Source organism: Sphingomonas sp. (assembly GCF_042091075.1).
GTDB lineage: Bacteria > Pseudomonadota > Alphaproteobacteria > Sphingomonadales > Sphingomonadaceae > Sphingomonas.
The window spans coordinates 1-2,805 of sequence record NZ_JBELIE010000244.1; the positions used below are offsets into that span (position 1 = coordinate 1).

General features: G+C 69.1%; 3 protein-coding genes and 1 pseudogene. All 4 read right to left on the reverse strand.

Features of this window, described 5'->3' with window-relative positions:
- Positions 1-225, reverse strand: a pseudogene (locus ACFDSW_RS16155) (protoheme IX farnesyltransferase); the annotation flags it as partial.
- A gap of 114 nt (positions 226-339) precedes the next feature.
- Positions 340-1,308 (reverse strand): alpha/beta fold hydrolase, encoded by a 969-nt coding sequence (locus tag ACFDSW_RS16160; protein ID WP_375251282.1) that lies wholly within the window; start codon positions 1,306-1,308, stop codon positions 340-342.
- A complete protein-coding gene (locus tag ACFDSW_RS16165) occupies positions 1,290-1,982 on the reverse strand; it encodes a GNAT family N-acetyltransferase (protein WP_375251283.1) in 693 nt (230 codons plus the stop codon). The genes ACFDSW_RS16160 and ACFDSW_RS16165 overlap by 19 nt, the downstream gene beginning before the upstream one ends.
- Positions 1,983-2,106: 124 nt before the next feature.
- Positions 2,107-2,631, reverse strand: a complete 525-nt coding sequence (locus tag ACFDSW_RS16170; protein ID WP_375251284.1) for a L,D-transpeptidase family protein — start codon at positions 2,629-2,631, stop codon at positions 2,107-2,109.
- Positions 2,632-2,805: the final 174 nt, after the last annotated feature.

The following is a 2,805-nucleotide window of genomic DNA, read 5'->3' on the forward strand; positions in this document are numbered from 1 at the left end:
GGCATCGAGATCGGCCTCATACCATTGATTGAGCGCCCCCGCCGCGCCCGCGCCGAGTGCGATGCACAGGATGGCGGTGAAGCCGAGCACGGGATCGACCGCGACCGGCGCCGCGAGCATCCCGCACAGGCCGGTGAACACCACCAGCGTCATCACGCGCGGTTTCGTCAGTGCGACGAAATCGCGCCAGTCGGCGGGGGGGAGGATCGGGGTGGCGGAGGTCATGGCGGTCACGCGCTTCCCTACCCTGCCCGGGCGAGCGAGGAAAGCCTCGCAAAGCGGGCGACTTATCAATGTCGCGGCGGCGTCGCGGCGGCCCGTTCCGCGATCGTCACCCGCCTAGTGTGGCAACCGCCCCAGCCAGTCGAGCAACAGTCGGTTTACCTCGCCCGGGCGCTCCTGCTGCGTCCAATGGCCGCAACCATCGAGCACATGCCCCTCGACCAGCGGGACGTGCGGACGCATCGCCGCCATCGGATCGGCGAGCGCCCCGAACAGATTGGTGGCCGGATCCCTGGTGCCGCCGATGAACAGCGCGGGCTGTTCGATGCGGCGCCCGGTGAATTGTTGCGCCCACGCCCAGTCGCGTTCGTGGTTGCGATAGCGGTTGAGCGGCCCGCGCAACCCCGATCGCGTGAATTCGGCGACATAATAATCGAGGTCCCCCTCGCTCAGCCACGCCGGGAAGCGGGGCGGATCGATCATGCCGTCCAGCAACGTCGCCCCGGCGGGCTTGTCGGGCCAGGTGCCTGGCGGGGCATCGCCGGAGATCGCATAATAAAAGCTGCGCAGGAACCGCCGCACGTCAGCCTCGGCCTCCGCCTCGGCCGGGCCCGGCTCCTGAAACCATTCCTGGTAGAAGAAGCGGCCCTTGTCGGTGAAGGCGCGCCGGAACGTTTCGGTGAACGGGCGCTGCGGAATGCCGGTGAACGGCACCGACAGCGCGGCGACCGCCGCGAAGCGATCGGGTCGGCTGAGCGCGCTGTTCCATACGATCGGCGCGCCCCAATCATGTCCCACCAGGATCGCGGGCATGTCCGGCTGGAGCGCGTCAGCGACGCCGACGACATCGCCGGTCAGCGCCTCCATATCATAATCGGCGAGCGCCGTGGGCTTATCCGACCCGCCATAGCCCCGCACATCGATCGCGGCGGCGGTATAGCCTGCCCCCACCAGCGGCGCGATCTGGTGACGCCACGAATACCAGCTTTCGGGAAAGCCGTGGACGAGGATCACCAGTGGCCCGGCTCCCTCCACCACCGCGCGCAGGCGCACCGCGCCCGTATCGATCATGCGAAATTCGGGCATATCGCCCTCCTGCGATAATGATAGTCGTAGAGATGGCGGTCGAAGCCCAGCCCGCGATACAGGGCGCGCGCGGCGCGATTGTCGTGCGCGACCTGCAAGGCCATCGCTTCCGCCCGCTGCGATCGCGCCCAGCCGAGCAACGCGCCGACCACCCGCCCGGCGAAGCCACGCCGGCGTGCGGCGGGATCGGTCGCCACCGCCTCGATCACCGCGATCCCGTCATGGCAGGCCCCGAAGGCGAGGCTGACGATCCGTCCCTCGATGGCCAGCGACGCGAAGCCGGCCGGAATCGCCAGTCGCGCGATCGGCGCGACATGATCCTCCGCGCCTTGTCCGGCGCTGCGCGACAGGGCGCGGCGTGCGGCGCGCCATGCATCCGAAGGGATCGCGTCGATGCGCACGCCCGCATCATCCCCGGCGTCGCCGGTCAGATCGTGCAGCAACGTGGCGGACGATCCTTCCGCCGGCAGATAGCCCGCCGCATCCAGCAGCGCCGACGAATCGGGCGCCAGCGACGTCAGACGCACGATCGCCGGCAACCCGGCGCCGGTATAGCAGCGTTCGATCGCCCCCAGCGTGTCCGGGTCGAGCGACACGGGCGCCAGTGCGCTGGCCGAGTTGATCCGCCGCGTGCCCCCGCCCGAATGCTGGACGCACCACTGCCCAACCGTCACGCGCCGCCCCGCGGGCCACGCAGCGGCGCAGGCGCGTTCGACCCGCCAGCCCCATGAGTCGTCGCGATCACTGCCGGCCACCATCGCCACAGCGTGACGGGCGCGCCACGCCGAGGCAAGCGGTTCAGCCGTAAGCGGCGGGCAACCAGTGGCGCGTGACGATCACTTCGTCGCCCAGCTTCACCTGTCGAAACAGGATTCGTGCGAAAGCAGTGGGGACGCCGATACAGCCATGGGTCACCCAATCCTCCTCCACCGGGCTGCCATGGATCGCCACCCCGCCGCGCGTCAGGCGCAGCATATAGGGCATCGGCGCGCGGCCGTAGGTGCTGGAATAATGGTCCGCATGTTTCTGCAGGATCGGATATCGCCCGGTGGGCGTCGGCTGTTCGGGCGGGCCGATGACGATATAGGAACGGCCGATTTCAACCCCGGCACGATAGACGTACAGCCGCCGCTTATCGAGATCGACGACGATCCGCGCCGGGCCGGCGGGCACATCATCGGTATCCCAGACATAATCCCCCGGCCCGAGCGGCCGACCGACATCGAGGATCGTGTGCACATCGGGCCATGGCTGCCTCGCCGCGGCGGCGCCGGGGAACAACACGATCAGGGCCAGCATGGCGAGGCGGAGTAGCGGCGACATGATCCGCAGGCTGCCGCCGCGCGCGAACCGATGCCAGCGCCCGTTTCGGGACGTCCCGTTTCAGGACGCCGCACGGGACGTCCGTCTTCCGGGAAACAAAAGGGGCGGGGGTGCCGATGCGCCCCCGCCCCATTTCGCGATCCGCCTCGATCAATCGATCTTGGGCAGCGTCTC